Here is a 244-nt window from a genome sequence, read left to right on the forward strand (position 1 = left end):
GCATGAAAACCCTTCAGGTATAACAACGGGGTTGAGTATTTATCGACTGCCGGGTCGCGGGTACGCACCGCCTGAATATCACAGGCCGCAGAGGCGATCATTTCCGGGTCAGCGGCGTAGGCTTCTTCCACCACTTCACGGATAGCAATAGCAGGCATAATTGGCGATGACAGCTTGTTCGCCAGCATGTAGCTCAGTGCACTTCCAAGGTTTTCGTGCTTGAGTAGCGTCGCGTGGTAAAAAC

At 53.3% G+C, this 244-nt stretch carries 1 pseudogene; it reads right to left on the minus strand.

Annotated elements, in window-relative coordinates:
- A pseudogene (cysE, locus tag FVA95_RS30280) lies at window positions 1-188 on the minus strand (serine O-acetyltransferase); the annotation flags it as partial.
- Between the last annotated feature and the right edge of the window lie 56 nt (window positions 189-244).

This window comes from Pseudonocardia sp. EV170527-09, from assembly GCF_008369905.1.
In the GTDB taxonomy this organism is placed as follows: Bacteria; Actinomycetota; Actinomycetes; order Mycobacteriales; family Pseudonocardiaceae; genus Pseudonocardia.